The organism is Piscibacillus salipiscarius JCM 13188 (assembly GCF_001311865.1).
In the GTDB taxonomy this organism is placed as follows: domain Bacteria; phylum Bacillota; class Bacilli; order Bacillales; family Alkalibacillaceae; genus Piscibacillus; species Piscibacillus salipiscarius.
This window is the reverse complement of sequence record NZ_BBCD01000006.1, coordinates 82,564-107,716: the sequence shown is the minus strand read 5'-3', so window position 1 is coordinate 107,716 and position 25,153 is coordinate 82,564. Positions and strand designations below refer to the sequence as shown.

The following is a 25,153-nucleotide window of genomic DNA, read 5'->3' as shown; positions in this document are numbered from 1 at the left end:
CAAGGATTAGTGTAATACACTACCATTGTACGGGTTTTAAATTATTTAAATTTTAATTTTTATTTACTGAAGCATCATGAATTGAATTAACAGCTTTTTGTAACTTTTCGTTGAACTCTTCATCAGATTGATTGACGTGTAAGTCACTCGCTAATGCACGAGAGAAGCTCGCAATTAAACCATCATTATCTTTAAGCTTTTCATTAGCTTCTTCGCGTGAATAACCACCAGATAGAGCTACCACACGAACCACATTAGGATGGTCAATTAATTCTTTATAAAGATTAGCTTTTGTTGGAATAGTAAGCTTTAACATCACGTTCTGATCATCTGACAACTCATTTAGATGCTTAAGAAGTTCTTCTTTTAACATTTCTTCAGCTTGTTCTTTATCTTGGCTGTTAATGTTGACTTCAGGCTCGATAATTGGCACAAGGCCAGCTTCAATAATGCGTTTACCGATTTCAAATTGTTGGTCAACAACTGCTTTAATACCTTCTTGATTCGCTTCATGAATGACAGAACGCATTTTTGTACCGAACATTTTACGTTCATTAGCTCGGCGAAGCGTTTCGTCTAAATCATGAATGGGCTTCATCATTTGAACGCCATTTTCTTGATCAGCAAGACCTTTATCTACTTTCAAGAAAGGTACAACACCTTTTTCTGCAAGATAATCGCCTGTATACTTCCCTTCAATTTCACGGTCCATTGTTTGTTCGAAAAGAATTGCACCGATAATTTTGTCTGAGCTAAACGCTGGTGATGTAATAATGCGCGTTCTCATTTGATGCACAAGGTCGAACATTTCATCTTCGTTTGTATATTGATCTTCTGTTACGCCATATGCCGCAAGAGCTTTTGGTGTACTGCCACCACTCTGGTCAAGAGCCGCAATAAATCCGCCTTTTGTTTTCATTTGGTTAAAGTGATTTTCGTTCATGGTCTTCACTCCTAATATTCAATACTTAATCTATATATTATCCTAACATGTTCAACTTATCTAATACAGGGTTTTACGATTTTTAAAAAGATTGGGAGGGGCATGGGTTTATCGACCCCTATTTTGAGTTTATCTACCCTATTCTAGAAAATATCTACCTTTTATCTAACGCTTTCGCAAAAATCACTACCCCGCATCTGCAAGGTAGTGATGGAAATTAATTTCTGATGAGATGATCAAAGGCTGATAAAGCAGACGTTGCACCTTCACCCATTGAAACAATGATTTGATTATAGGCACTGTCGGTACAATCACCTGCTGCGAAAACACCTGGAATGTTCGTCGCAGCCCGTTTATCAGTTATAATCTCACCAATTTGTTCCGGTCGATTAGATCTCCTAACCAGTCAGTGTTCGGAATAAGACCGATTTGAACGAAAACACCAGCTAGTTCGACATGCTTTTCGTCACCTGATTCTAAATCGACATATTTTAATCCGTTGACGTTGTCATCACCAGTGATTTCTGAAGTTTTGGCATTTGTTAAGACAGTTACGTTAGGCAAGCTGTAAAGGCGTTTTTGAAGCACTTCGTCGGCCTTAAGTTCAGAATTGTATTCAAGTAGTGTGACATGATTGACAATCCCTGCAAGGTCAATCGCAGCTTCAACACCTGAGTTACCTCCACCGATGACGGCTACATCTTTTCCTTCGAAAAGCGGGCCATCACAGTGAGGACAGTAAGCAACACCTTTATTTTTAAACTCAGCTTCACCAGGAACGCCGATCTCACGCCAGCGTGCACCAGTTGAAACGATGAGCGTTTTTACTCTTAAGTTTAGCACCATTTTCAAGCTCTAACTCGAAAAGATCTTTCTTTTCTAAGCCTTTAGCGCGTTGCAGGTTCATGATGTCTATGTCATAGTCTTTTACATGTTCTTCAAGTGCTGCAGCTAGCTTTGGTCCCTCCGTGCCTTTAACGCTGATAAAGTTTTCAATACTTAATGTATCTAAAACTTGTCCGCCAAGACGTTCGGAGACCATACCCGTACGGATTCCTTTGCGTGATGAGTAAATAGCAGCACTCGCACCTGCAGGACCACCACCGACAACTAGAACGTCATAAGGATCTTTATTTGATAGCTCATCAGCATCTAGGCTTTTACCTAATTTAGCTAAAATTTCTTCAATCGTAATGCGTCCATTACTGAATGGCTCGCCGTTAAGGTAAACAGCTGGTACGGCCATAATGTCTTTTTCTTCAACTTCTGATTTGTACACAGCACCATCAACCATCGTGTGAGAAATGTTAGGGTTTAACACACTCATGATATTGAGAGCTTGTACAACATCAGGACAGTTATGACATGAGAGGCTGACGTACGTTTCGAAGTGATACTCACCATCGAGTTCTTTGATTTGTTCAGCAATGCTGTCATCAACTTTAGGCGGACGACCACTTACTTGTAAGAGTGCTAATACAAGTGATGTGAGCTCATGCCCTAAAGGTACACCAGCGAATGCGATGCCAGAGTCTTGCCCTGCACGATTCACACTAAAGCTAGGTGTACGCTCTAATTGAGTTTTTTCAACAGATATTTTAGATGACATGGCAGCTAGTTCATCAACTAGTGCTTGAGTTTCCTCTGATTTTTGGTCAGATTCAGTACTTACTTTGAGCACAAGGTCATCCTCTAGTAGCTGCAAGTACTGATCTAATTGGGACTTAATTTCTGCATCAAGTGCCATGTGTAATCCCTCTCCTTAAAGCTTAAAGTTTTCCTACTAAGTCTAAGTTAGGTTTAAGAGTTTCTTCCCCTTCTTCCCATTTAGCTGGGCAAACCTCACCAGGGTTTTTGCGCACGTATTGTGCTGCTTTGATTTTGTTAATTAATGTGCTTGCATCACGGCCAATACCTTCAGCGTTAATTTCTACTGCTTGAATAACACCGTCTGGGTCGATGATGAATGTGCCGCGGTCTGCTTGGCCTAAATCTTCTACATATACGTCAAAGTTACGTGATAAGATGTGAGCTGGGTCCCCAATCATACCGTAAGTAATTTTTCCGATTTTTTCAGATGTATCGTGCCATGCTTTATGTGTGAAATGTGAGTCTCTTGAAACAGAGAATACTTCTACTCCAAGTTCTTGAAGTTTAGGATATTGTTCTTGAAGATCTTCAAGCTCAGTTGGGCAAACGAATGTGAAGTCTGCAGGATAGAAGCAAACAACTGTCCAATGACCTTTGAAATCCTCCTCTGTAACTTCGATGAAATCTCCGTTTTTGTAAGCTTGTGCTTTAAATGGTTCTACTTCTTTTCCGATTAAAGACATTACTTAATTCCTCCTTGATATTTTTCTAATAGATAGCCTACCCACATTTACGGGGAAATTTACGTACCTATCTGTAATAATTACAATCAAACATTAGTTATTATTATAGGTTTGTCGAACTTTGTCAACAAATAACAAAATTGTTCAATAAAATATCAAGGAAATGCATTTCGTATTACAAAAAAAGACGGTAATAACAAAAAAATACCGACACTTTAAAATCAACAAATTCTATTATATAATAGTAGCTGGACACTTTTATCCAAATATATTTGTAGGACATACAAATCTAAGATATAGGAAGGTTAGTATGAGCGGACAAAAACAAACAGATGTTATTTTAATAGGTGCAGGTATTATGAGTGCGACTTTAGGGTCTCTTCTAAAGGAGCTCGCACCTAATTGGGATATTAAAGTTTATGAGCGGTTAGGTAAAACGGGCGAAGAAAGCTCGAACGAATGGAATAATGCAGGGACAGGCCATGCAGCACTTTGTGAATTAAATTACACAAATGAGAAGTCTGATGGAACGATCGATTTAACTAAAGCAGTCAAAATTAATCAACAGTTCCAAGTTTCTAAACAGTTTTGGTCTTACTTGGTTAACAAAGGTCTCATTGAAGATCCAGGAGAATTCATCAAAGCTTTACCTCACATGAGTATGGTCAGAGGAGAAGATAATGTTAACTTTTTAAAGAAACGTTATGAGGCTATGACAAGCAATCCCCTTTTTAAAGGTATGGAATTCTCAGATGACCCTGAACAGCTTAAGGATTGGATTCCTCTAATTATGAAAAATCGTAAGTCGGATGAGCCAATCGCTGCAACGAAAATTGACTCAGGTACAGATGTTAATTTCGGCGAGTTAACTCGTAAGCTATTTGACCATTTGGAAAGTCAAAATGTTGAGCTTAATTATCGTCATCAAGTAGAGGATTTAAACCGATTAAGTAATGGTACTTGGGATGTTAAGGTTAAAGACGTTGATAGTGGATCAGTCGAACTGGTTAATGCCAAATTTGTATTTATTGGCGCTGGTGGCGGAAGCCTACATCTACTTCAGAAATCTGGTATTCCTGAAGGTAAAGGTGTTGGCGGTTTCCCTGTTAGTGGATTATTTATGGTTTGTAACAACCCTGAAGTGGTTAAGCAGCATCATGCTAAAGTTTATGGGAAAGCACCAGTTGGCGCACCACCTATGTCTGTGCCGCATTTGGATACAAGATTTATAGATGGAAAGCGAACTTTATTATTCGGGCCTTTTGCTGGGTTCTCGCCTAAGTTCCTAAAAGAAGGTTCAAACTTAGATCTCTTCACGTCAGTTAGACCAAGTAATGTGGTTAATATGCTTGGAGCAGGCGTTAAAGAAATGAAATTAACGAAATATCTCATTCAACAGGTCATGCAATCTAAGGAAAAACGGATGGAAGCACTTCGTGAATTTATCCCTAATGCAAAAACGGAAGACTGGGAGATCGTTGTCGCTGGTCAGCGCGTTCAGGTCATTAAAGAGACGGACGCAGGTGGTAAGGGTACACTTCAGTTCGGTACAGAAGTGGTCAACTCGGCTGACGGTTCCATTGCTGCATTACTTGGTGCATCACCAGGGGCCTCAACAGCTGTAAATGTCATGCTTGAGATATTAGAAAATTGCTTCCCAAATCATATTGAAGAGTGGGAGCCAAAATTAAAAGAAATGATTCCTTCATATGGCAAGGTCTTAATGGATCATCCACAATTACTTGAGGAAGTGCATGCAACGACAGCCAGAGCACTAAATCTCGATAATGGTGAATCAAAAGAACAAGAAGATGAACAAACAGTTATAGGTTAACGGTAATATAAAGCTTTTGCGCAGATGCGGCGCAAAAGCTTTTTTTATTTTGCTCGCCATTACTCTTGAGTAAATACTAGACAAATTCGAGATTTTACTAGACAAAACCGTGAAAATACTAGACAAAATCAAAAATTTACTAGAAAGTTTTTTCAAATACTAGAAACTTCACCACGGGGCAATCCCGACCTGTTTCTAATTTGTTCGTTAAGGGTAAACTTCTAACAAGAATAAGTCGTACGAGGAGGAGTTCTCATGAGAGATTTATTTAAAAAAGGTTTATCTGTCGGATTAGGGTTAGCCTCTGCAAGTAAGGATCAAGCGGAACGAGTGTTAGATGAGTTAGTTGAAAAAGGGCAGCTATCAAAAGAGGAGTCAAATAATCTTTTAAAAGATTTGAGAATGAAAGGTGAAGAAAGTCAAAAGCAGTTCGACGAAAAAATTAAAAGACAGCTAAAAACTTATTTGGATGAATTAGAGGTTCCAACAAAAGAAACCGCTCAAGCACTTGAAGATCGAATAGAAAAGCTTGAGGAGCAAGTTAATAAAGAAGAGTAGAGAGGAGGGATGTTCTTGTTAAGGAAACAAATGAGGCATATGAACCGGTATCGAGAAATTGCTGCAGCTTTTTCACGTAACGGATTAGGATTTATAGTGAAAGAGCTCGGGTTAGATCAGGTATTCTCATTACCTCGCCGGTTATATGTCAGGCGAGATCAGGAGCATACGAAGTCACTTGGCAAGCGTATTCGGGCCTTCTTAGAAGAACTAGGCCCAACGTTTATCAAAATTGGTCAGATGGCGAGTACGCGTCCTGACATTATTCCTAAAGATATTATAAATGAGTTAACATACTTACAAGATGAGATCTCACCAATCTCATTTGAAGACGTGGTACAAATTATAGAAAAAGAACTTGGTGGGAATGTTGATGGAACCTTTGAAGAGTTTGACTCTATCCCTTTAGGAGTCGCATCGATTGGTCAGGTCCACGAGGCAAAGTTAAAATCAGGTGAACATGTAGCTGTTAAAGTTCAACGTCCGCGTGTGGATAAGCAAATACATACGGATTTAGAGATTCTACATGAGTTAGCTGAACGTGCGGAGAGACGTTTGAATGGGCAAAACAGTACCAAGTCGTTGAAGTAGTAGAGGAATTTACTAAGGCGATCATAGATGAACTTGACTACATGACAGAGGGGCGAAATGCTGATCTAATGGCGCAGCAATTTGAGGAAGACGAAACGGTTAAAATACCTTCAATTTATTGGGACTATACAACCAAGCAAGTGTTAACCATGGAATTTATCGAAGGAATCAAACTCGATCAGCTTGATGAATTAAAGGAAAAAGGATTTGATTTAAAATGGTTAGCTGATCGTGTCGTTCACACGTTATTTTACCAAGTCTTTAAAGATGGTTATTTTCATGCTGACCCTCATATTGGTAATATTTTTGCAGAGTCTGAAAAACGAATCGCCTGGATGGATTTCGGTCTAATGGGAAGATTGTCATCTAAAATGAGAATGCATTTGGCTTCTCTAGTCATGGCAATGGTTAAGCAGGACTCAGACGATATGATCAAAGCGATTTTTAAAATGGGGGTGGCTCCAGAGGATGTAGATATTCATGAACTTAGTGGTGATATCGACCGGTTTATGATTAAATATTACGGAGTTCCATTAAGCGAACTGAGCTTGGGGCAGTCAATAACAGATTTGTTTTCAATCGCAAATAAGCATCAAATCATGATTCCATCAGATTTATCACTGGTTGGAAAAACCATCTTAACGTTAGAAGGATTAATAGAACAATTAGATCCTGAATTTGATATTATCGAAGCTGCTGAACCGTTTGGAAGAGACCTTATTCGTGAAAAGTATAACCCGAAACGGCTTGCTAAAAGTTTATATGATCAGATTGATGAATATGGCGATGTGATTGAGGATATGCCGGAAGTCATTAGAGAGCTGAGTCATATTGCTAAAAATAAAAAAATACCTATTGAAATATCGATTCCAAAAGCTGAACATTTTTCTCAAAACTCGATACAGTTAGTAATAGATTATCGTTTAGTATTGTGCTTTTATCTTTTAGTTTAATCATGGTTGGGTTAATTATAGGTTCAGCGATTGGAAGTCAATCATCATTGCTTTGGGATATTCCAGCTGTAGAAATTGGATTTGTGATTGCTGTATTAATGGTTACATGGTTAATTTATTCGATCTTTCGTTCAGGGAGGTTTTAAGAGAGGTTTATTGCCTCTCTTTTCTTATGAAAAAATAATTCTACTAAATTTACAAGACAAAGACATATTTTAATAGCTTTATTAATAAACACACATACATAGTTTGTAAATATTTAATATAATACACTAACTCTGCAATTAGAAGGAGGGTTTAAGGTGAGAAATCCGATTTGTATGGTGTTGTCAGAAGCACAGCCTGGCACACGAGTAAAAGAATTAATGATGAATGGTGAAGATGTATCAGGGGTTGAAGTATTTGAGAGTTATGACATTAGTACAGGCTTAGCTACTTTTACTAATCATAAAAAGCAGATTCGTAGCAGTATGCGATAAAATTGATATGATCGAGTTCATTGAAGATTAAAAAGGGTCGTATGACGTGATCCCCCTAGACTAGGGGGATCATTGGTTATATGACCCAGATAAAGTTTGATTATGTACAAGTTTAGGAATAACATTTCATGAAATCAAAGGTTGCTTTCTCATACCCAACGTTAAGTAAAAGCTTTATAAGAAGGCTGTCGTAGTCGACGGCCTTCTTATAATTTACATAGGTGATTTTTGTCTCCAGTGATAGATTCTATCTATGAAACTACTATAATATTTCACAAAAGGAAGGGTAATTAGAGACAGTGTGATATTATACATAATATTTACTTGAGCAGGAGTGAGAATATTTTTTAATTCAACTAGATAATCCAAAAAGGGGTAAATAAAAATGGCTCCCAATATATTCAGCCACAAGTAAGCATAAGCTGTTAAGCGTGCTTCTTTCATAGTAACTAATGAAGCGATCATAGCCATGACACCTGTCCCAATGTTAGCACCAATAATTAATGGAATGCCTGTATAAAAATTTTCTGTAGCGAACAATGTTGCAATTTCGTTAATAGTAGAGTTAGACTGTCCTAATGTGGTATGAATAATTCCAGTTAATACAGCAATAAAACTTGAGTGGTCGATTTTATTAAATAGGTCATAATAAAATATACTTTCCTTCATATCCGTTGCCAGGACATCCATAATGCATAAGGAACCAATAACTAAAGTGAAACCCATTAAAGAGTATCCAGTCTTTACTACATTTATATTTTTCTAAGACATAAAATCGCTCCAAGCAATATGATCGGTATCGTGAAATAACCAGGATTAATGGTAATTAAATCTATTGTTATGGACGAACCGATATTGATACCTAATATAACTCCGATCGACTGCGTGAAGGTGAATAATCTAGCTGCAACTAATCCTACGGTTAAAATAACGATGATAGTACTGTTTTGAATAATGAGTGTGGCTATTAAGCCAAGCAGTAACCCTTTCCAAGGTTGATCTAATAGTCTTGTTATTATATTTTTTATAGACTCTGTGGCACTATCAAGCAAGCTCGAACCTATTAAATGTGTTCCGAATATAGCTGCTCCTAGCAGTAATAAAACGAAATAACATAAATCACAATAATCAATCCTCCTTCCCGTTAATCATTTTGAGTTTAAAAAACACCCCCTTTTGATTGGAGATGTTTTTTAAACTGATCATTTATGCTTGCAAATTTTTTTCGGTCATGGATCTTCAGTATTAGTTGAGAGAATTTGTTGACAAATGGAAGTGCAATTAAAGAGCTTAATACATTAAAAATGACGCTGATATGAGCAAGCTGTACATCTGGTCGTTCTGCTAAATGGGCTCCTAGGTCTGAGAGTAATCCTATAAATGGGAAGAACAAAAGGACTCCCAGTACATTAAGCCAAATGTGAGACCAAGCTGTTAATCTAGCTTCTCTACCACTACCAATGGAAGCTAGCCATGCGTCGACACAAGTCCCAATATTAGCTCCCAATACTACAGCTACGGCTGTGTCTAGGTTTAAGGATCCTGCTGCAATAAACCCCATCATAATACCTGTTGTAGCAGTACTCGATTGAATAACGGCTGTAACAATGGCACCAAAGATGACTGCATAGAAAAGATTGTTATCTAAACTCAGGAATAACTGATGAACGTATTCCATCTCTTTTAAAGGTGCCGCAAGTGTTTTAAAGCCCCACATAGCTCCAAACACAGCAGATAAACCAACTAAAACCATACCGGTAAAACGAAAATTATCCTTTTTAAATAAAAGAAGCACGCCCCCGATAATGGCCATTGGTATGATTAAAGAATTTATTTCTAAAGTAATAATCTCAGTTGTTACAGTTGTCCCAATATTAGCTCCTAAAATTATGCCAATGGATTGAGAAAAGGTAAGCATACCACCGGCTACTAACCCAATGACGATAATGGATACAGCTGAACTACTTTGTAGAATTGCGGTCACAACGGTCCCCAACAAAAGCCCTTTCCAGGGAGCATCTGTTAGAGTTTTTAACCAGTTTTTTAATCTATCGGCTGATAGTTTGAATAGACCGTTTCTGACTAGATACATCCCTGTCAAAAAAACTCCTAAAGTGAGGATGAATAGAAATATTTGAAACACTATTTTCACCCCCTTTTAAAGTGTTAGTGGTAAACATCCTGGTGAAGAAAGAAGTTAATGACTTGGTTCAATCTATTAATTAGCTCTATTAATCTTTATAATTTTTATTAGAGTGTTGTAAGATTAGAGATGGTGACTTTTGAGGTACTGTTGCTGGAATAGAGATAGGTTCGGTTTTGGTTCATAATCATCCATGACAGTGTTTAAGATTTGATCCGTTTCGTGTTCTATTAACATTCTTAGGCTAAACATTACACAAATGAACAAACCGCCCAATAGAGAGAAAAGTAAGATTTCCATAAAGATTCACCTCCCTTTACGTTTTATATATGGTTTGGTAATGAATAATGCGTGGGTAAATAGAGTGATTTATACTAAATTGTGTAGAGAACTAGTAGAATAGCGAGGAGATAGAAACAAAAGAAAGAATCACGAATATCAATAGAACTCAAAGAGTTTTAAGGGAGTGTCTAAATGAGTAACGTATTAGTGTTGGGACATAAAAATCCAGATACCGATTCAATTTGTTCATCCATTGCTTATGCAACTTTAAAAGATAAATTGGGCGAACAAGCAGAACCCGTAAGATTAGGAGAACTAAATGAGGAAAGTAAGTATGCACTAAAATATTTTCAAACCAAAGCACCCAGAATGATAAGTGGAGTTTCAGAGGAAACAGAAAGAGTCATACTAGTAGATCATAATGAGAAGCAGCAAAGTGCTATCGATATAGATAAAGTAAAAGTCATAGAAGTCATTGATCATCACCGAATTGCTAACTTTGAGACAAGTGAACCGATTTATTACCGCGCTGAACCCGTTGGTTGTACGGCAACCATTATTTATAAGTTGTTCTTAGAAAATAACGTGACAGTAGAAAAGAATGTTGCTGGGCTTATGTTATCGGCCATAATATCGGATACATTACTTTTTAAATCCCCAACTACTACGAATCAAGATATAGAGATTGGCAAGGAACTAGCTAAAATAGCTAAAGTAGAACTAGAAGACTACGGGTTATCTATGTTAGAAGCAGGAACAAACTATAGTGATAAATCTATGGAGGAGTTAGTAGAGTTAGATTCTAAAGATTTTAATTTAAGTGGTAAACGAGTTAAAGTCTCACAAATAAACGTAGTTAATCCAGCGGAAATACTTCGAAACCAAGAGGAAATAAAGCAAGTATTAAAAAAGAACACTGAAAAACAAAGTTTAAATCTATCCATTCTAATGATTACTGATATTCTAAATAGTAATTCTATCATATTGGCTTTTGGAGAAGATTATAAAGCTATAGAATATGCCTTTAATGTTACATTTGAACAGAATCTTGTATTGTTAGAAGGTGTCGTTTCTCGAAAAAAACAAATGGTTCCGCAATTAACTAAAGCTTTTGAAGCTCTACAATAATATTTACCTTTTAAAAACCCCTTACCTTGTTAAAACTTCAAGGTAAGGGGTGATTTTATGAGTTTAGAGCATTTTAAGGACGAATCTATTCCTTTTAGTGAATTGAATCCAGAGCTGCAGCATCATCTGTTCGATTCCTTAATCGGAGAGAGAGTTTTGATTAAAATGATCAAACATGACGAACTTATAGAGTTGGAAGGCATTATAGAAAGAAAAAGTTTATATTTGGGTGAAGTGGCTTATGATTTAAAAGTAGCTCAAGACATGAAAGCGATCAAAGTGAATTTATTATATGACATTCAAGAAGTTAGACGAATGAAAAGTCAAGGTCCAATGCTTCATTAAATGATGAAAAATTATTACAATGTTTACAAGTTTGCAGTACGTTTACTTTTGAAAACAATATTGTTTACTTGTAAACAAAAGAGTGTACATATTGTTTTGTTGGTTGTTTACAATATTGTAAACAGTGAGCACAAAAGTGTTTACAGAAAAAGCGCTATTTCACTGAAGTTACGTTTTTATTTCGTTTTGTTAAAGCTCATTGTCGTCATCTTATATCTCCAATATCCTTTGTAAGTAAGAGGTTTACATACTATGAAAAAGGATGATGACAATGACTCAATCAAGAATTGCAGCAGTTGATGTTGGGAACGATTCGTTAAAGGCAATCTTCGGACAATTGGAGAATAACTTCAATATCCCAAATATCATCGCAAGAGAAATTGAAGACCGCCCTGTAATCGGTATAGAGGATTTAGATGAGAAAGATCCATTAGAAGGACTTCACATTAAAGTTCATTCACCAGCATTGAAAGAAAACAATGCCATCTATCGTGTTGGACACTTGGCCACTAAAAGCACAAATTCAACAGAATTGGACCCAGGAAGTAGTAAGTCTCAAGAAGATCAAACTTTAATTATGTTATTTGCATCTATTGCTCTTGACGCTGTTCAAGCAAATGATTTTCAAAAGCAACAAAACGTTGTTGATGCGAATTACACATTAGGAACTGGACTTCCATTAAGAGAAGTTAAGGAAGGAAATGATGCAGGGTATCGCTCTAAATTAATGGGTTCCGTTCACCAAGTTGAATTTTTAGTGACCCCTAAATATCAAGGTCTAAAAGTTAATATTAAATTTGATGAGGTTAAAGTTTACCCTGAAGGTTTTGCAGCGTTTATTAATCTAGTCATGGATAAAGACTTGAAAGTGATCAATAAAGACTTAATAGATAAACATATTCTAATCCAGGACATCGGTGGTCTATCAACAGATATAGCAGTCATTAAAAATCGCACAGTCGATGATGACAAAGCTCAAGGTTACAACTTAGGTGTCTCTGAATCACTTGAGAATATTCGTGAAGACATTTTTACTAAACATGGTGTTGAGCTTGATAGTAGACGTGATGTTGTTGAAATCATTACTCGCAATAATGATCGGAATCACATTATGGTTAAAGGTAGCCGGACGAGTGTTCATGACATCACGGACCGAACTTTATTAGAATTAGCCAAAAAGCAATATCGTCTCTTACGCAACACATGGCAGAAGAACTCTCAAACTGAGATTTGTTACTTTGTTGGCGGTGGTTCAAATGTGTTAAAAGAATACATCAAAACATTAAACAATAATTTAGATGGTTATAATATCGAGTTCTTCGAAGACGAGCATGAAAGTATTTGGATGATGGCAAATGCATATTATAAGTTAATTGCAGATTACTTGAAAAAGAATGAGAAACCTAAAGAGAAAGAAGAAGAAAAGAAAAAGGCCTCTAAGAAGTAAGTGAGGTGACGGTATGAGAAAACCTCAAACAGAAATTAAACGTGGACAAGCCATCTCGTTCAGGGTTCCATCAGATACTCCCGATCACATTTTAAAAGAGCTACAATATTTAAAGGAGACGGAGAGACGTAACTTTTCTAGTAAAATAGCAGAATATGTACTAGAAGGAGTAAATGAAAATCATAGTAGGGAACGAGAGACGATTACTATTCCGCTTCCTAATAAGCTTACAAAAGCTCAGAGAGACTGGATTAAGCACGAACATTCAGAGGCCTTACTTGGAAGTATTGTGTATCATCTATTAAATGATCCTGTTAGAGCGACTGCTTTATTAGCTTCATTAAATAGTCGTTCGACAGATATAGATGAAGCGCTATATTTACAGGAGAAGGCAGAAGAACCAGAACCTAAGGAATCTGAATCAAAACCGTTAGAAGCAGTGCCAGAGTCAACAGATGATGATATGGAAGAGTTTAACTGGGAAGCATTATTAAAAAAGCAACATGAAGCAACAGAAGAGAATAAAGAAGAAGCAGAAGAGGATCAAGGATTGGATGAGCTCCTTGGTGACTTCTTAAGTAAGATGAATGATTAGAGTATCTCATGATTGAGGTACTCTTTTTTGAATGTCTCATATTTAAGCCGAATTGTCCTATCAATTTGATAAAATGTCTCAAAAATCAGTCGAATAACCATTTTCGACATAATTCGATGCCTAAACTTTAACTTCTATGTCCCGTAAAACGACTTTTCACGTCCCATATTTTAATTATTACATAAAAATCAGATCGCCTGTTCTGTGTTAACAGTTGAATAAACGTTGAACCACACCTTCAAGTACCGAGCTTTTCTAGTATAAAGATCCAGGTTTAAGTCAAAGATGTAAGTATCATTTCTGCTAAGGAGATTGGGCCATGTATTTGATTCTAGTATTAATTGTTTGGGCAGTCTTTGCTTATAAGTTTGTAGATTGGTCACAATGGCGACAGCAATATTCAACCATTTTATTTTTATGGTGATTAATCTAACATATAATGTTCTCTACTATAATCACACACTCTGGGCGTTTAGAGGTATAACGGCGGAGTGGTTAAGTCACTCCATTATCAATATTGCCTTTACGTTCTTTATCGTGCCTATTGGCTTAATGATCTACTTACAAAGGTTTCCGAAGCATAGAACTAAACAGATGATCTATGTGTCAGCTTGGGTCATATTCTATACGATTATTCAAACACTATTTGCTCATAGAGGAATGTATGTGTATGACAACGGATGGAATGGTTGGATGAATATTTTGCTTAATGCGGCGCTATTTGTAGTCGTTTACGTGCATTATAGACGACCTGTTCGGGCCATTGTTATATCAATTCCGTTAGCTATACTGTTTTATCTCATGTTCCCGTTTCCATTGGATACCCTAAAATAAGAGGCGGTGAGTAAATGCAAGTTCAAAATGTACTGTCGGCACCTGTTTTTTTAATTCTTTTGTTCTTGACGTATATCGTGATGTGGTGGTTTATTCGTAAGCATCAAATTAAGAAGGAACATGAAGATCGGCATGTCGATTAAAAACTATTAACATGGGGCATGGTTTAAGCTCAAAACCGTGCCCTTTTCTTATATAGTTAGATATCTTGTTAAAAAGGGTAGATAAAAATGCTTTTTTACTCCGTCGACAAATTTCGCGGTAGAAATATTTTAAAAAGAGGTAGATATAGTGAAATTTGGGGTAGATATCTTAGACGGTGATGGAGTAGTTACAAAATGAAGGCTTTTGCTATGGCGCAAAAAGCCTTCATTTTTATTGATTTGCTAAGATTGCCAGTAAATATGGTAAAGGTTATTGCCTTGACCTCTTGCAAACACATCAATACGATTCTCATCCCAAGAAACGGCTGCTGGGTGAGAGGTTAAGTTGCCTCCAAGGTCTTGCCACTCTTCCCAGCGTGAACCATTCCACGTTTTCTTATATAAACGATTGTTTGAGCCTCTGACGAAGACATCTATTTGGTTCGGACGACGAGAAGAAGCGGCTGGTGCACCAACTAATGTGCCGCCAAGGCTTTCCCAGTCGCTCCATCTGTTACCATCCCACCATTTATGAATTAAGTCTTGATTTTGTCCTCTTGCAAACACATCGATGCGATTTGGCCCCCAAGATATGGACGCAGGATGAGATGTTAAATTGCCACCTAAGTCTTCCCAGTCTTGCCAGCGCGTTCCGTTCCAAGTGCGTTTGTAAAGGCGGTTGTTTGTGCCTCGAACAAAGACATCTAACTGATTCGAACGACGCGATGAGACAGTAGGTGCACTTGTTAAAGTCCCACCAAGGTTTTCCCAGTCGCTCCACCTATTACCGTCCCACCACTTATGGTATAAGCTTTGGTCAGTCCCCCTTACGAACACATCGATGCGATTTGGCCCCCATGAAACAGCAGCAGGTGGTGATGTCAATACCCCACCGAGACTCTCCCAGTCACTCCATCGTCTGCCGTCCCACCATTATGAATCAAATCTTGATTTTGACCTCTTGCAAACACATCTAGACGATTAGCTTGCCAAGATGAGACAGCGGGAGCAGACGTCAATCGACCACCAAGGTTTTCCCAGCTCGACCATTGATTATCGTCATCATCGTCATCACCGTCATCACTAATTATATCTAGAGTAATCTCAATCACTGTCCTTAATACGCGATCCACTAAGTTTTGTGGTACATTATGAGCTAAGAAAAATTGATTTAACCAAGGTACTTGCCTTTGAAATTGTATATAAATTTGTCTTGCTGATTGGCCTGTTTCCGCTTGGTTAACGGTATAGCTCACAACTAGATAAAATATATAATCAATAAATCGTCTTGAAATACCAGCACGTGTTAGCTGTGCGTATAAGTTGTTATGTTCAGATCTAAGTCGATCCATCACTTCTTGCACAACTGGCTGTTGCCTAATGCTCATCTCGTGCGTCGTTACATTTCTAACATCATGATTAAAAACATACGAATTCCTCCACTTTTTAATTAGTGTATGCACCTAATTGATTTTGGGAATTTGTCAGTAGCAGGATTGGCGTTTGCCCATAAGATATAGGAGTAAGTCTGAAGGGGTGGATATGATGTATAACAATAGACAGGGGTCTCAAGTTGTTGCTTTTGCGCAAGGTGATGCGACAGGTGATGGACTAATGGATCAGATTTATTTGATGGGTATGATGACATCTGATAGTCCATTTGTTCAAGACATCACGCTTGTTGTTCAAGATGGTTTGAGTGGAAGATTAACAATAACTCAGCTAGATGAAAATGCGGGATATGACCCAACATTATTTTTAGGAGATTTTACTGGAGACGGTGTTAGCGATGTGTTGGTTCGAATAGCAACTGGCGGGAGTGGGGGGACGATTTATGCCTATTTATACTCTTTTTTAAATAATGAAGAGAACCTGCTTTTTAATGGTAATGCTTATAATAATGAGTACCAGTATAGAGTCAATTATCTAGATGACTATAAAGTTCAAGTGTTAAGTGAGCAAAACCAAATGCAGTACATCATCGATATTTCTAGCAGCCGCGATCAGGAATACTTAAACGAGATTTATGATTCTAATGGCAATCTAATTAATCCTATTGAGGGCTGGGTCAATCCATTAAGTGGGCTGTATCCAGTTGATTATGATTCAAATGGGGTTTATGAATTGTTAGCGTATCAACGTATTGCAGGAAGGTATAATGCAGACTCGCTAGGTAATGTTCTGAACACGTTAGCATGGGATCAAGATTATATGAATCTTGACCGTCAAAGTGTCGCCATATTCGGGTCCTCTATATAAAAAATACGCCCACTTTTTATTGTGGGCGCTATTATTATTCCTCTTTTAGCTCAGTTACATCAACTTCAAATTCAACACCATCACGTTTAAATAATGAATGATCGCTTTTTGACGTTCATCATCCACATCGTCAATATACACATATTCTTCGTTATAGACAACATCTTTCATATTGGGATCTTCTTTAATTTCTTTAGCACGCATTAAGTTCATGAGTATCCCTCCTAAGTAAGGTTGTACTAATACCATAACCGTTCAGAAGAATACTCAAACAATAATTTAATGATTAAGCATTAGGCTTTTTGCTTTTTACAAAAGCTCTTTCCTCTCCGTACCCAATGACACTAACTTCTGTATGAGGATATTTATCAAGTAATCTTTCTAGTTCATGATCCTTGGCGATCATATTTTCCACAACCGGGAACTGCTCAAGTAATGCATTAAGAGTATCAGGCGATGTAGCCGTTTCTTCTGAAGGGAACGTATGGCTAGGAATGACATACTTAACATCTAATAAATTTTCTACTGCATAGGCTGCTTCTGTTGGCCCCATGGTGAAATGGCCTGATGAGGACAGTATGGCGATCTCAGGCTGATAAACATCTTGAATAAGTTTCATATCAGACATTAGGGCAGTGTCGCCAGAGTGGTAAAGCGTGTAATCATCTTTAAATTCAAATACATACCCAGCTGATTCTCCTGCATACATTGGGGTTGACTGTGTTTCCTTATACGATGATGTATGTACGGCTTGGACCATAGTGGCTTTTACATCATCAAATGATACGGAACCACCTAGGTTAATTGGAATTACATTTTCAAACCCTTGCTGTAGTAAAATTAAGGCTAATTCATATTGAGCGACAATCGTAACCTCTGAATGATGTTCAACAAATTTAGATAAACCACTAGTATGATCGAAATGCCCATGAGTTAAAAAATTGCATCAATTTGCTGGTAGAATTCCTCTGAGTCCATTAGAGTTGGGAAGCCGGGATTCATATCAACAAAAGGGTCAATAAGATAATTTTTACCTCCTTCACTTGTTAATTGATACATGGCATGGCCTAGTCTTAGTACTTTCATCTAATTCCTCCTAATTGATTGTTATTAAAGTTTATTCCGCTCTTGTCTATGTATGAGAAATAAAAAGTGCTTGAAGAGGATCAAGCACTTGATGAAAGCTAAAGGCTATAAAAAATTATGGTGTTATGGTTTAATCTACATATTTGTAATCTGAAAAAAACTCCCCAGTTCTCGCTGGTGTTAAACTGAGGATAACTAGAGTTAAAATGAATTTTGACTGGCACTTCATCAAGGGAAGGGTTAGTTTGGAACAAAGGGTTTTCCCCATATCGAATAGCTGTTAATGCTAAAGGAAGCTCTCTTCGAAAAATTTGATCACGAATAGCTGCCGTTGCCTCATCGAATAAACCACCAATAAATACGTGAGCATGATAAACAAGCTCATCTCCAACTTTCACAAATTCACCCATTACTTCATCTCTCATATCATTAATAAGATCGTAAGCAAACTGAGGCCCAACTGTTAAAACAAGTCACCAGTTACATCTGAATGGGTTAGTGTATGGCGACGGCCAACAATTGGGCTAGTTTTAGAAATTTGTTCTCTATATTCTACAAATAGTTGGTTTGGGTTAAATTGACTCATACCGACACGCCCCATAACTTTTTGTTTATTGTATGTTAAAAGATATTCGGCGTGTCACACTTTATGATCAACTGGATTAGGTGGTTGTTCAAACCACCCTTCTTTAATAGCTAATAATAAGCCTGCTGAATAGTACTTTCTCATTTTAGTTGAAATCTTTGTTAATTTAACAACAATATCTGAACGTAGGGTTGAATTTAATGCCTGGGATACCATTTGAAAACAAAACATTCCAAGACATGTATTGACGAAGAACAACATGAGGCGATCTGAAAACGGCGACATTTCAACTGGTGATATTTTAAAATCACCTGAAGCTGAGAGTGGAATATTCTCTTTCTCTAACACTTCAGATAGAGATTCAAGTACATTTTCAATTCCGTTTCTACCTTGAGAGAAATGTTCTTTCAGTTCAACTTTATGAGCTAACTTATGAAACGTCACGAAGACCATTTTTGAGAACTGAGCTCGATGTGAAATGCGAGTAAGGTTCGCAATTTCTGGAGCGTTTACAGGTCTTGCCCCTGTAAATAGACCACTTAAATACTTTTTACTTCTAACAAAGTCCACTTCGTTTTCCATTTCTAGCTGAGCTGGTTTTAAGTAAACCCCTTTTTCAAGCATGACGTTTATGACATCGTTTTGAAGACTAAGAAATGCTTCTATTCTCTTTTGGAAAAACTCTCGAATATCTGGCCTAGAGCAGTCTGAAAGAGCGCTAGGGTAAGTACTCATCGACAGCATGGTGATATCATGACAAAAGTATAAGATAAACGTATCTGAGAAGACCTTATGTGCATCAGCTGTTACATCTTGTTCAGTAAATGCATGGGGGGTTGATAAATTTTCATGATCAAAATCGTATCCAACTCTTTTAAGGTAGACTTAGCATGTTCGATGATTCTACTTGCAATCTTCCTTGTTTGGTCATCTTCACAGGACGCATAGAAGTATTCAAACAATCTTTGTTCCATAGAGTTTTTTTAAGTAAGAAGACCATAGATTGGATACTTCATTAGCTGTTAAGTCCGAAAAATGATGACTGCTAACTTGTTCGCCCATCGTTCACACTCCTTTAGGATTATTTTTCCTATGTATGAAACTTTTATAACCAATAGTTTTAAAAAGATTTGGAGTGTATTAAAATGATACAAAAGACGGGAGGGGCTTAGATGATTGATTTAAGAAGTGATACAGTCACAAAGCCAACAGAAGCTATGCGAAAAGCAGCTTACCAGGCTGAAGTTGGTGACGATGTTTATGGAGAAGATCCAACCATTAATCGTTTAGAAGAACTAGCTGCTGAAAAATTAGGGAAAGAAGCGGCATTATTTGTGACAAGTGGAACACAAGGGAATCAAATTGCTGTATTAACACATTGTAAACCTGCGGATGAAGTGATTATGGAGGCTAATGCCCATATTTGTTTATGAAGGAGCAGCTATGTCAGCATTAGCAGGCATTCAGCCCAAAACGATTGACGGAGACCGTGGAGCAATGGACCCTAAGCAAGTTGCGTCAGCGATTCGACCAGAGGATATTCATTTTCCTGAAACAGGATTAATTAGCCTTGAAAACACGCATAACAAAGCTGGTGGAACAGTTGTTCCACTTGAGAATATGAAAGCTATTAAAAAGGTAGCAAATCAGTACAAAATACCCGTTCATCTAGACGGTGCTCGAATTTTTAATGCAGCCGTTGCAATGAATGAGCCTGTACATAAAATTGCTGAACAAGTAGACACAGTTCAGTTCTGTTTATCTAAAGGATTAGGAGCACCTGTTGGCTCTATTTTAGCTGGTCCTAAAGAGTTTATTGAACGTGCTAGAAAGTGGAGAAAGCGATTAGGAGGAGGACTGCGCCAAGCAGGAATGATCGCAGCTCCAGGAATTATTGCTTTAAATGAAATGCCAAATCGTTTGCAAGAAGACCACAATCATGCCAAACGACTAGCAGAAGGATTAGGGAATATAGATGGAATTGAAATTGAAAGTGAAGTCGAAACAAATATGGTTCTAGTTAGTGTAGAAAATCTTGGCTTAACGAGCGAGCAGTTTATTGAGAAGCTAGAGAAAGCAGGTATTAAGTCAGGTTCTTATGGTACTCACTCTGTTCGCTTGGTGACGAATTATGATGTTTCTAAAGAAGATATAGAAACAGTTATTTCAAAAGTAAATCAGTTATTCAAATAAAATGACCTGAGCTTAGGTATTTTTTATAAGGTTAATCGCCTTTTCCCTTTTTCTATTCCGCGCTTCCATTTCATCTTAAGCTCATGATAGGTGGATGAAGGTTTATCGTTTAATGGTAAAGAGACAGGATCTTTAAGACCATTTACTATTAACGTAATTTTAAATCGTTCACCTGGTTCATTAATAAAGTATGACCCAATTTTAAATAGATCGGCTTTTGAGAATAGGTCATGAAGCCTTAAATTAATTTGACGAAATGATTCCATATTAACATCTTGCGTATAGCCAATATTAATCATTAGCTGTTCCCCATCAGTAAAATCTTTTGGTAAATAAGGTTTCTCAATTAAGTATTTTAAAGGTGTATCGAATGATTCACCTTCAACCGTGTGGGAAAATAGAGGTCCTTTAAAGTTTGATATGAAGTTCTCAAGGTCATGGTAATCAATATTCATCTCACCGGTCTCATCAATGAGTTTATTAATGGCCCTAATACTGTCATCTTCTATAGACTTAAACGTATTTTGGGCATCACGTATGGTTGTGTCTTGGTCAATTAATTCCATTAAATCATCACTTTGAAAATAGATAACAGCATCGCATGATTCTTTCATTAGAAAATATTGTTTCGTAGCGGTTTGCCAGCGCTTTTTACCTTCAAATCGAAAAGGGAACCGAAAAACACCGATTAATAAATTTTTCTTTCTTTTAGATCACGAAGTTGTTCTACTAAACTATCCGTTTCACTAGAGTTACCTCCGATAAAATGATAGAAGTATAAACGTTCGTGATCACGTTGTCCATAGTGTTTACAGGATAAATATTTACAGTTTTCTCCATAAACTCTACTCCTATCCTCGTTGTTTTGACTATTATATCGACTCCGTCGTGAGAATTCTGTCAAATATAGGATAAAGTTTATTACTAGTTTGTTGAATCGTGTCTAATTAGGAAGTCTAAGGTCTGACGTTGTATGATAGGTATAAAAGGTTATGGATAAGGGAGGAAATAGCGTGGTCAAAAATAAAGTTATCTTAATTACCGGTGCAGCTAGCGGGATTGGTCTCAGAGTAGGAGAAGAGTTTGCAAAGAAGGGAAATAAGGTCGTTTTTACGGATGTAAACAAGGAGAAGCTACAAGATGTAGAGGAATGGCTTAAGTCTAAACAGTTTGAAGGAATGACGGTCTATTGTGATGTCACTAATGAAGACGAACTCGTAAGGGCGATTGATACAACAACTAATCAGTATGGGCGCTTAGATGTGCTTATCAATAATGCTGGGATACAACATGTGTCACCGATTGAAGACTTTCCAACTGAACAGTTTGAGCGCATGACGAAGATTATGCTTGTTGCACCATTTGTCGCGATCAAGCATGCTTTCCCTATCATGAAAAAACAAGAACATGGGCGTATTATAAACATGGCATCCATTAATGGGCTAGTTGGGTTTGCTGGAAAATCAGCTTATAACAGTGCAAAACATGGCGTGATTGGATTAACAAAAGTAGCAGCTTTAGAAGGGGCGGATCACGGTGTCACGGTTAACGCTATTTGCCCAGGGTATGTCGATACACCACTTGTTAGAAATCAACTTGAGGATTTAGCCAGAACACGAAATGTGTCATTAGAATCTGTAATAGAAGAAGTGATTTATCCATTAGTACCGCAAAAGCGATTACTCGACGTTCAAGAAATTGCCGATTACATGATGTTTTTAGCAAGCGATCAAGCGAAGGGTATTACAGGGCAAGCGACAGTGATTGATGGAGGATATACAGCTCAATAATTCAAGTTCTAAAAACTTTATTAAATCAAAAGTAGCCGAACCTTGTTAAGTTTACTTAACCAAAGTCGGCTACTTTTTCGGTTTAATGTCAGTGTATTAATAGGTCGTAAATAAGGTAATCTTTTGAATGTAGTATAATGCACGTTTCGCAGTCGTATAAGTTCCAGCATATTCTTCATAGCTTACAGTGTACTGCGCATCTTTATTTTCCCAAATGCGTTTGAAGTAATCTTCAACGTTATGCACGAGTTCGCTGTCATTAGGTGCTGTTATAGATAAATCGCTTTCTAAATTATAATCATCAATATTACGAGAGGTAAGGTTGGCTGATCCGCCTACAATGAAGCTTTCATTAGCCTTTTTTACAAATAATATTTTGGTATGATACTGTTCTTTATTAACGTTGTACCATTTTAAATTGATTTTATCATCGTGGTTTAATAACTCCTGAGCGATTGGTAGGTTAGGTAGTCCTGTTTTCTCATGACCAAACGCGTTTTGGTTAGGATCTAAGATTAAATTTAGTGTAACACCACGATTTGAAGCAGCTTTAATAGCATCAACGATATCACGGTCTGCTAAGTAATACATACCAAGCCATACTTGATCGTTCTCTTTAGCTGATTCAATTGCTTCAAGTGCAGCTACTTCAATTTTTGTTCTGTTATAACCTTTGCCTTAATATCCCCTGTTGATTTAGTGGGTTTAATTTGTTCAATTTGTTCTTTCGATGGGAAGGTAGAGAGGTCTCCTCCTGAATAGTCAGCTACAGCTTTTTCTGACTCTATTAAGTCTTTAAGAAGGTTTCCCTTTACTTTAAACCCAATATTAGAGTGAAAACCACTTGCATCATGGGCATTAGCAGATAGGACTAAACCTTGGTCTTCAGACACAAAAACTTTCCTGTGATTAGCTTTAATATTAAATAACTTAAAATAAGACCTAGCCGTAACTTCTGGTAGCTCTTTTCCGAAAGGGTTCATAATCCAGCCATTCCCTTTTTGGCCAAACCATTGTATACCCATACGGTAGAAAGATGAATATAGTGGATTCGGGTCACGCAGACGATCTAGCTTTGTGTAAACGACTTCCACTCCAGCTTCTTCGAGTGGTTTAATGTGTTCTGCCTGGTGTGAATTATAAGTTTTATTAATGAGATCCGTTATAAACACAACTTTAAGGTTAGGATGCTCGTTCTTTTGCTGTATGATTTTTTCGCTTATTTTTTGACTAATCTTAGGAAAATCTCTTTTGCTAGATGCAGATTCATTCATCATAAACATGTCAACAACCAAGAAGTCCTCTGCATTTTCAATCATATTATAAACCTCATCAAATATTTCTTGGTCATAATGTTCTTGTCCATTTTTTGATAGGTTAAATCGTAGAGAAATTCAATATCTTCATCGTGTAATGAGCGAACTTGTCCTTCATAGGAAATCCCCTCTGGAAGTGGCTTAAACTGTTGATAGATAAGGGTTGCAATGTATATTGTGATGAAAATTCCTGCAATGATCCATGTTCTTTTTCTTGTACCATTTTCTCTTCGCCATCTCGAAACTCCTCTTAAATATTCATTTTTCATTAATACTACATATACCCTAATAAGTAATTTAGTAAGCAAGTTGACGTTATATAGGTATTTTGTCATAATTTATTTAATATTTTGAAAAATAGCAGGTGAAGTCTATGACATGGCAACTATTAAAACAGTTAATGATTTTCATGTTTATTATTGTTTCATTTGTGCTTTTACTGTTATTACCAAGAGAGTTAGAAGTAACTCCAGTAGGTCCACTTCAATTTCATGCAGACTTTCCGTTTACTTTAGAACTGTATAATGAGACGATTCAGGACTTTATCAATCATGTTAAAGAAGTAAAGGGGTTTGGTGAAACCTCTTCTGGTAGTCCTTTGTTAAGTGAAGTAGAACGCTTTTTTGTAAGAAGTATGAAAGTAATTTTGCCTGCTTTTATCTTAAGTATGATGGTTGGTACGTTCATTGGGATCTTCCAAATATATCTAAGAACACGAATAAGCGGTAACGTTATGTCATTTTTCTCATGGCTCTTTGCCTCCATTCCTGATTTTTTCTTATTTATTGCGATTCAATATCTATTAATTATCTCAATGAGAGATGGCCTCCCAAAATTCAGTTTATATGGAAATGAAGAATGGTACAGTTTTGTCATTCCATTAGTATCTGTGATGATTTACCCCATCATACATATGGCTAGATTTACGGTAGTTTCAATGGAAAATGAAGTGGGTCGAGATTACGTGAGGACCGTTTTTTCAAAAGGGTTAACTAAGTTTGATGCGATGAGGCATATGGTTAGGAATTGCTTTTCACCAATCTTGAATCAGGGCCAAATGGTCATGTTGTATATTTTATCGAGTGTGCCAATTATTGAAAAAATCTCAAGTTATAATGGGGCGGGGTATCAGCTCTTAAGTGCCATATTAGGTAATGAAGACGTTAGAGCTTTAGCTTTTATGATGCCATTTTTGTTCTTGATGTTTTTAGTAGTGTTAATCACTCATCTTTTGCGTTATTGGTTTGTTCCTAAGAAAGAGGTGGGGGGCAAATGACTATGGTAAATTGGTTTAAACAACATGCTGTACTTATTT

At 37.1% G+C, this 25,153-nt stretch carries 29 protein-coding genes and 5 pseudogenes; 16 read left to right on the top strand and 18 right to left on the bottom strand.

The features are described from left to right. Positions 1 to 52: 52 nt before the first annotated feature. From JCM13188_RS06145 to ahpC, 3 genes and pseudogenes are all read right to left on the bottom strand, one after another. Positions 53 to 943: a fructose bisphosphate aldolase gene (locus JCM13188_RS06145; RefSeq protein ID WP_054752849.1), complete on the bottom strand. Its 891-nt coding sequence runs from the start codon at positions 941 to 943 to the stop codon at positions 53 to 55. A gap of 217 nt (positions 944 to 1,160) precedes the next feature. Then, positions 1,161 to 2,690: pseudogene (ahpF, locus tag JCM13188_RS06140) on the bottom strand (alkyl hydroperoxide reductase subunit F). A 22-nt stretch (positions 2,691 to 2,712) separates the two neighbouring features. Next, on the bottom strand, positions 2,713 to 3,276 hold the full coding sequence (ahpC, locus tag JCM13188_RS06135) for an alkyl hydroperoxide reductase subunit C (protein ID WP_054752848.1): 564 nt from the start codon (positions 3,274 to 3,276) through the stop codon (positions 2,713 to 2,715). A 310-nt stretch (positions 3,277 to 3,586) separates the two neighbouring features. On the opposite strand from ahpC, the gene JCM13188_RS06130 reads away from it, so the two are divergent. From JCM13188_RS06130 to JCM13188_RS18255, 6 genes are all read left to right on the top strand, one after another. After that, on the top strand, positions 3,587 to 5,110 hold the full coding sequence (locus JCM13188_RS06130; RefSeq protein ID WP_054752846.1) for a malate:quinone oxidoreductase: 1,524 nt from the start codon (positions 3,587 to 3,589) through the stop codon (positions 5,108 to 5,110). 255 nt (positions 5,111 to 5,365) lie between these two features. Continuing rightward, complete coding sequence (locus JCM13188_RS06125; RefSeq protein WP_054752841.1) at positions 5,366 to 5,668, top strand: phasin family protein; 303 nt, start codon at positions 5,366 to 5,368, stop codon at positions 5,666 to 5,668. Between the two features lie 15 nt (positions 5,669 to 5,683). Next, positions 5,684 to 6,259, top strand: a complete 576-nt coding sequence (locus JCM13188_RS20535) for an ABC1 kinase family protein (RefSeq protein ID WP_369404855.1) — start codon at positions 5,684 to 5,686, stop codon at positions 6,257 to 6,259. A gap of 41 nt (positions 6,260 to 6,300) precedes the next feature. Further along, positions 6,301 to 7,212, top strand: a complete 912-nt coding sequence (locus tag JCM13188_RS20530; RefSeq protein ID WP_369404854.1) for an ABC1 kinase family protein — start codon at positions 6,301 to 6,303, stop codon at positions 7,210 to 7,212. Beyond that, positions 7,191 to 7,358 carry a hypothetical protein gene (locus tag JCM13188_RS20525; RefSeq protein ID WP_500796493.1) on the top strand — a complete coding sequence of 56 codons (168 nt, stop codon included), beginning with the start codon at positions 7,191 to 7,193 and terminating at the stop codon, positions 7,356 to 7,358. Before JCM13188_RS20530 ends, JCM13188_RS20525 begins: the two co-directional genes overlap by 22 nt. Positions 7,359 to 7,514: 156 nt before the next feature. Further along, positions 7,515 to 7,691, top strand: a complete 177-nt coding sequence (locus JCM13188_RS18255) for a hypothetical protein (protein ID WP_279401477.1) — start codon at positions 7,515 to 7,517, stop codon at positions 7,689 to 7,691. Positions 7,692 to 7,904: 213 nt separating this feature from the next. Here the strand turns inward: JCM13188_RS18255 and JCM13188_RS06115 are convergent, their stop codons facing one another. From JCM13188_RS06115 to JCM13188_RS18250, 4 genes are all read right to left on the bottom strand, one after another. Further along, entirely contained in the window at positions 7,905 to 8,447 is a 543-nt protein-coding gene (locus JCM13188_RS06115; protein WP_279401490.1) for a Na/Pi symporter, read from the bottom strand. Then, the gene (locus JCM13188_RS06110; protein WP_279401489.1) at positions 8,444 to 8,788 is read right to left on the bottom strand and encodes a Na/Pi symporter; all 345 of its coding nucleotides are present in this window, start codon (positions 8,786 to 8,788) and stop codon (positions 8,444 to 8,446) included. Before JCM13188_RS06110 ends, JCM13188_RS06115 begins: the two co-directional genes overlap by 4 nt. 62 nt (positions 8,789 to 8,850) lie before the next feature. After that, positions 8,851 to 9,834, bottom strand: coding sequence for a Na/Pi symporter (locus tag JCM13188_RS06105; protein WP_279401476.1), 984 nt, complete (start codon positions 9,832 to 9,834; stop codon positions 8,851 to 8,853). Between the two features lie 123 nt (positions 9,835 to 9,957). Next, positions 9,958 to 10,134 carry a hypothetical protein gene (locus tag JCM13188_RS18250; RefSeq protein ID WP_279401475.1) on the bottom strand — a complete coding sequence of 59 codons (177 nt, stop codon included), beginning with the start codon at positions 10,132 to 10,134 and terminating at the stop codon, positions 9,958 to 9,960. Positions 10,135 to 10,308: 174 nt separating this feature from the next. On the opposite strand from JCM13188_RS18250, the gene JCM13188_RS06100 reads away from it, so the two are divergent. From JCM13188_RS06100 to JCM13188_RS18245, 6 genes are all read left to right on the top strand, one after another. Beyond that, positions 10,309 to 11,244 (top strand): manganese-dependent inorganic pyrophosphatase, encoded by a 936-nt coding sequence (locus tag JCM13188_RS06100; protein ID WP_054752838.1) that lies wholly within the window; start codon positions 10,309 to 10,311, stop codon positions 11,242 to 11,244. Between the two features lie 57 nt (positions 11,245 to 11,301). Beyond that, positions 11,302 to 11,589 carry a hypothetical protein gene (locus JCM13188_RS06095; RefSeq protein ID WP_054752836.1) on the top strand — a complete coding sequence of 96 codons (288 nt, stop codon included), beginning with the start codon at positions 11,302 to 11,304 and terminating at the stop codon, positions 11,587 to 11,589. A 271-nt stretch (positions 11,590 to 11,860) separates the two neighbouring features. Next, positions 11,861 to 13,036, top strand: a complete 1,176-nt coding sequence (locus tag JCM13188_RS06090; protein WP_054752888.1) for a ParM/StbA family protein — start codon at positions 11,861 to 11,863, stop codon at positions 13,034 to 13,036. 13 nt (positions 13,037 to 13,049) lie between these two features. Beyond that, complete coding sequence (locus JCM13188_RS06085) at positions 13,050 to 13,631, top strand: hypothetical protein (RefSeq protein ID WP_054752835.1); 582 nt, start codon at positions 13,050 to 13,052, stop codon at positions 13,629 to 13,631. A gap of 384 nt (positions 13,632 to 14,015) precedes the next feature. Then, positions 14,016 to 14,465, top strand: a complete 450-nt coding sequence (locus JCM13188_RS06080) for a CBO0543 family protein (RefSeq protein WP_054752834.1) — start codon at positions 14,016 to 14,018, stop codon at positions 14,463 to 14,465. A gap of 14 nt (positions 14,466 to 14,479) precedes the next feature. Then, on the top strand, positions 14,480 to 14,608 hold the full coding sequence (locus JCM13188_RS18245) for a hypothetical protein (protein ID WP_279401474.1): 129 nt from the start codon (positions 14,480 to 14,482) through the stop codon (positions 14,606 to 14,608). Between the two features lie 243 nt (positions 14,609 to 14,851). On the opposite strand, the gene JCM13188_RS18240 is transcribed toward JCM13188_RS18245, so the two are convergent. Both JCM13188_RS18240 and JCM13188_RS18235 read right to left on the bottom strand, forming a co-directional pair. Further along, on the bottom strand, positions 14,852 to 15,493 hold the full coding sequence (locus JCM13188_RS18240; RefSeq protein ID WP_279401473.1) for a PLL family lectin: 642 nt from the start codon (positions 15,491 to 15,493) through the stop codon (positions 14,852 to 14,854). After that, positions 15,490 to 15,996, bottom strand: coding sequence for a DUF8189 domain-containing protein (locus JCM13188_RS18235; RefSeq protein WP_279401472.1), 507 nt, complete (start codon positions 15,994 to 15,996; stop codon positions 15,490 to 15,492). The genes JCM13188_RS18240 and JCM13188_RS18235 overlap by 4 nt, the downstream gene beginning before the upstream one ends. Before the next feature lie 157 nt (positions 15,997 to 16,153). Here JCM13188_RS18235 and JCM13188_RS06070 point away from each other — a divergent pair, with 157 nt between their 5' ends. Then, positions 16,154 to 16,867: a YybI family spore inner coat protein gene (locus tag JCM13188_RS06070; protein ID WP_054752833.1), complete on the top strand. Its 714-nt coding sequence runs from the start codon at positions 16,154 to 16,156 to the stop codon at positions 16,865 to 16,867. Between the two features lie 54 nt (positions 16,868 to 16,921). On the opposite strand, the gene JCM13188_RS18230 is transcribed toward JCM13188_RS06070, so the two are convergent. The 5 genes and pseudogenes from JCM13188_RS18230 to JCM13188_RS18220 all read right to left on the bottom strand — a co-directional run. Further along, the gene (locus JCM13188_RS18230; RefSeq protein WP_279401471.1) at positions 16,922 to 17,080 is read right to left on the bottom strand and encodes a small, acid-soluble spore protein, H family; all 159 of its coding nucleotides are present in this window, start codon (positions 17,078 to 17,080) and stop codon (positions 16,922 to 16,924) included. A gap of 73 nt (positions 17,081 to 17,153) precedes the next feature. Next, a pseudogene (locus JCM13188_RS06065) lies at positions 17,154 to 17,789 on the bottom strand (MBL fold metallo-hydrolase); the annotation flags it as partial. A gap of 11 nt (positions 17,790 to 17,800) precedes the next feature. Then, positions 17,801 to 17,953 carry a hypothetical protein gene (locus JCM13188_RS18225; RefSeq protein ID WP_279401470.1) on the bottom strand — a complete coding sequence of 51 codons (153 nt, stop codon included), beginning with the start codon at positions 17,951 to 17,953 and terminating at the stop codon, positions 17,801 to 17,803. Positions 17,954 to 18,051: 98 nt separating this feature from the next. Next, positions 18,052 to 18,539, bottom strand: a pseudogene (locus JCM13188_RS06060) (staygreen family protein). A gap of 54 nt (positions 18,540 to 18,593) precedes the next feature. Next, a pseudogene (locus JCM13188_RS18220) lies at positions 18,594 to 19,385 on the bottom strand (DUF3231 family protein); the annotation flags it as partial. A gap of 326 nt (positions 19,386 to 19,711) precedes the next feature. Between JCM13188_RS18220 and ltaE the strand changes: the two are divergent. Beyond that, positions 19,712 to 20,732: pseudogene (gene ltaE, locus JCM13188_RS06050) on the top strand (low-specificity L-threonine aldolase). Positions 20,733 to 20,755: 23 nt separating this feature from the next. On the opposite strand, the gene JCM13188_RS06045 reads toward ltaE, so the two are convergent. Beyond that, the gene (locus tag JCM13188_RS06045) at positions 20,756 to 21,346 is read right to left on the bottom strand and encodes an FtsZ/tubulin family protein (protein WP_054752830.1); all 591 of its coding nucleotides are present in this window, start codon (positions 21,344 to 21,346) and stop codon (positions 20,756 to 20,758) included. A 399-nt stretch (positions 21,347 to 21,745) separates the two neighbouring features. Between JCM13188_RS06045 and JCM13188_RS06040 the strand changes: the two genes are divergently transcribed. Continuing rightward, positions 21,746 to 22,522 (top strand): 3-hydroxybutyrate dehydrogenase, encoded by a 777-nt coding sequence (locus tag JCM13188_RS06040; protein WP_054752828.1) that lies wholly within the window; start codon positions 21,746 to 21,748, stop codon positions 22,520 to 22,522. A 96-nt stretch (positions 22,523 to 22,618) separates the two neighbouring features. On the opposite strand, the gene JCM13188_RS06035 is transcribed toward JCM13188_RS06040, so the two are convergent. Genes JCM13188_RS06035 through JCM13188_RS06025 form a run of 3 tightly spaced genes read right to left on the bottom strand, consistent with a single transcriptional unit; the run spans position 22,619 to position 24,107 of the window. Further along, a complete protein-coding gene (locus JCM13188_RS06035) occupies positions 22,619 to 23,113 on the bottom strand; it encodes a phospholipase D-like domain-containing protein (RefSeq protein ID WP_054752826.1) in 495 nt (164 codons plus the stop codon). Positions 23,114 to 23,166: 53 nt separating this feature from the next. Further along, complete coding sequence (locus JCM13188_RS06030) at positions 23,167 to 23,841, bottom strand: phospholipase D-like domain-containing protein (protein WP_054752825.1); 675 nt, start codon at positions 23,839 to 23,841, stop codon at positions 23,167 to 23,169. Beyond that, positions 23,838 to 24,107 (bottom strand): hypothetical protein, encoded by a 270-nt coding sequence (locus JCM13188_RS06025; RefSeq protein WP_054752822.1) that lies wholly within the window; start codon positions 24,105 to 24,107, stop codon positions 23,838 to 23,840. Before JCM13188_RS06025 ends, JCM13188_RS06030 begins: the two co-directional genes overlap by 4 nt. 104 nt (positions 24,108 to 24,211) lie before the next feature. Here JCM13188_RS06025 and JCM13188_RS06020 point away from each other — a divergent pair, with 104 nt between their 5' ends. Further along, the gene (locus JCM13188_RS06020; RefSeq protein ID WP_054752821.1) at positions 24,212 to 25,114 is read left to right on the top strand and encodes an ABC transporter permease subunit; all 903 of its coding nucleotides are present in this window, start codon (positions 24,212 to 24,214) and stop codon (positions 25,112 to 25,114) included. Positions 25,115 to 25,153 lie beyond the last annotated feature (39 nt).

Excerpts from the sequence above, each read along its gene's own strand:
- JCM13188_RS06145 (WP_054752849.1), bottom strand. The coding sequence starts at position 943 with ATGAACGAAAATCACTTTAACCAAATGAAAACAAAAGGCGGATTTATT.
- ahpC (WP_054752848.1), bottom strand. The coding sequence starts at position 3,276 with ATGTCTTTAATCGGAAAAGAAGTAGAACCATTTAAAGCACAAGCTTAC.
- JCM13188_RS06130 (WP_054752846.1), top strand. The coding sequence starts at position 3,587 with ATGAGCGGACAAAAACAAACAGATGTTATTTTAATAGGTGCAGGTATT.
- JCM13188_RS06125 (WP_054752841.1), top strand. The coding sequence starts at position 5,366 with ATGAGAGATTTATTTAAAAAAGGTTTATCTGTCGGATTAGGGTTAGCC.
- JCM13188_RS20530 (WP_369404854.1), top strand. The coding sequence starts at position 6,301 with ATGACAGAGGGGCGAAATGCTGATCTAATGGCGCAGCAATTTGAGGAA.
- JCM13188_RS18250 (WP_279401475.1), bottom strand. The coding sequence starts at position 10,134 with ATGGAAATCTTACTTTTCTCTCTATTGGGCGGTTTGTTCATTTGTGTA.
- JCM13188_RS06100 (WP_054752838.1), top strand. The coding sequence starts at position 10,309 with ATGAGTAACGTATTAGTGTTGGGACATAAAAATCCAGATACCGATTCA.
- JCM13188_RS06095 (WP_054752836.1), top strand. The coding sequence starts at position 11,302 with ATGAGTTTAGAGCATTTTAAGGACGAATCTATTCCTTTTAGTGAATTG.
- JCM13188_RS06090 (WP_054752888.1), top strand. The coding sequence starts at position 11,861 with ATGACTCAATCAAGAATTGCAGCAGTTGATGTTGGGAACGATTCGTTA.
- JCM13188_RS06085 (WP_054752835.1), top strand. The coding sequence starts at position 13,050 with ATGAGAAAACCTCAAACAGAAATTAAACGTGGACAAGCCATCTCGTTC.
- JCM13188_RS06080 (WP_054752834.1), top strand. The coding sequence starts at position 14,016 with ATGGCGACAGCAATATTCAACCATTTTATTTTTATGGTGATTAATCTA.
- JCM13188_RS18245 (WP_279401474.1), top strand. The coding sequence starts at position 14,480 with ATGCAAGTTCAAAATGTACTGTCGGCACCTGTTTTTTTAATTCTTTTG.
- JCM13188_RS18235 (WP_279401472.1), bottom strand. The coding sequence starts at position 15,996 with ATGAGCATTAGGCAACAGCCAGTTGTGCAAGAAGTGATGGATCGACTT.
- JCM13188_RS06070 (WP_054752833.1), top strand. The coding sequence starts at position 16,154 with ATGTATAACAATAGACAGGGGTCTCAAGTTGTTGCTTTTGCGCAAGGT.
- JCM13188_RS18230 (WP_279401471.1), bottom strand. The coding sequence starts at position 17,080 with ATGAACTTAATGCGTGCTAAAGAAATTAAAGAAGATCCCAATATGAAA.
- JCM13188_RS18225 (WP_279401470.1), bottom strand. The coding sequence starts at position 17,953 with ATGAAAGTACTAAGACTAGGCCATGCCATGTATCAATTAACAAGTGAA.
- JCM13188_RS06045 (WP_054752830.1), bottom strand. The coding sequence starts at position 21,346 with ATGAAAGAATCATGCGATGCTGTTATCTATTTTCAAAGTGATGATTTA.
- JCM13188_RS06035 (WP_054752826.1), bottom strand. The coding sequence starts at position 23,113 with ATGTATTACTTAGCAGACCGTGATATCGTTGATGCTATTAAAGCTGCT.
- JCM13188_RS06030 (WP_054752825.1), bottom strand. The coding sequence starts at position 23,841 with ATGATTGAAAATGCAGAGGACTTCTTGGTTGTTGACATGTTTATGATG.
- JCM13188_RS06025 (WP_054752822.1), bottom strand. The coding sequence starts at position 24,107 with ATGAAAAATGAATATTTAAGAGGAGTTTCGAGATGGCGAAGAGAAAAT.
- JCM13188_RS06020 (WP_054752821.1), top strand. The coding sequence starts at position 24,212 with ATGACATGGCAACTATTAAAACAGTTAATGATTTTCATGTTTATTATT.